The organism is Arthrobacter sp. JCM 19049, from assembly GCF_001310435.1.
Genome location: NZ_BAXF01000508.1, coordinates 1 through 1,504, shown reverse-complemented (window position 1 = coordinate 1,504; position 1,504 = coordinate 1). Strand labels below are relative to the sequence as shown.

Annotated in this window: 1 protein-coding gene and 1 pseudogene; both read right to left on the bottom strand. The window is 69.9% G+C overall.

Annotated features, from left to right (window positions below; translation table 11 throughout):
• Positions 1–50: 50 nt before the first annotated feature.
• Positions 51–863, bottom strand: coding sequence for a hypothetical protein (locus JCM19049_RS13885; protein ID WP_279403246.1), 813 nt, complete (start codon positions 861–863; stop codon positions 51–53).
• 214 nt (positions 864–1,077) lie between these two features.
• A pseudogene (locus JCM19049_RS21065) lies at positions 1,078–1,504 on the bottom strand (hypothetical protein); the annotation flags it as partial.

Sequence of the window (1,504 nt, the reverse complement as noted above, 5' to 3'; positions counted from 1 at the left end):
CAGCGCACTGGCCAGCGCCACCAGAACGAACAGCACCACCGCCACCACGTTCAACACCCCGCCAGCCTGCCACAGCAGCTCGTACCCCAGCCCGTCACCCAGCCACAGGCGCAGCACCAGTCCGGCGTGCAGCAGCACCGCGGGGACCACATCAGTGCCCGATACGGCAGCTTGATGGCCAGTACCGCCGGCAGGATCGTGGGGGCGTGGGCCATGATCATGGACATCACGAAGCCCAGGAACACTCCGTGCACCACCGTGTCGTACGCCGCAACACTCACCGGGTACCCGAAACACCAGGTCACCGCGGCAACCAGCAACCAGAAGTATCCCGCCAGCAGGCACGCGGCCATGAAGCGCGGTGCCCCCTGGGCGTGTATGGTGCGCCGGGCAACGTCCTGGCGCATCAGCCACAGCACCAGCAACGCGAGCGCCGCCCCGAACAGAACGGTGCCGGGCCAGACCCATAAGACGGAGGCCGCCGCGCAGCCCACCACGGCGCAGCACAACACCAGGGCCACCATCTCTGAGCGTGGGCCCAGATGCAGCCGGGCCAGTTCCACGCGCTCGCCGGCGATGGTGATCACCAGAAAGCTGCACAGCCAGGGCAGGATCAGGGAGGTTTGCACGCCCGCCAGCCACAGCAGCGTCGCGGCCACCCCGGCCCCCGCCCCGAGCATTTGGATCAGCACCGCCACCGCCCGTTGGCGTCGCCACAGCGGAACGTAGAGCGCCACGGTGGCCACCATGCCGGCCAGCAGCAGTGTGCCGGCAAGGATCCGGGGCAGGGAAACCAGCAGGCCCAGCCCGCCCAGGGCGAGCAGCAAGGGGGCCAGGTAGCCCCAGGCCCTGCCCAGTGCCACGGCCCGCTCCAGGGCAATGAGGCGCCGACGAATCCAAAGACCAAGACCATTCCGTGGGCCTGGCCCCAACTGGCGACGGGCAGCGGCGCATGCACATCCAGCAGGATCAACCCCGCATCCAATCCGGCCAGCAGGCACAGGCCCGCAGGGATCATCAGCAGCAGACGCCAGCGCCCGCTGCGGCGGACCGGGCCGGGCTTGCGCAACGGGTGGCTCATGAGTCACGGTCCTGCGCATCATCCAGGCGCAGCAGGCAGTACCCCGGGCCGGCAAACGGCGTGATCGCGGTGCTCTCGGCCGGGTGGGGGTCAGCCTCCTGGCCCAGCACCCCGCGCACGATGCCCAGGTGCACGTTGCATACCACCTCGGGGTGTACGCGGGCGGTGCCCAGCAACGGGCAGGCTTGCAGCCTGATCTGTCCGTCAGCCGCCTGGCTGGGGTCAAATCCCATGCGCCGCAGGACGGGCAGGACCGCTGGGCCGCGCTGGCCTGAGGGTTCAGGTGTTGGGTCGAGTCTGCGTGTTGTTCCCGGGCCAGTTCCCGGCCCCAGCTGGTGCCGGCCTCCAGACCGGCGCTGACCGGGTCGGCGCTGTTGGCAGCGATCTGCCGGGCCAGCACCCTGGCCAGGGTGGGCATAGGGA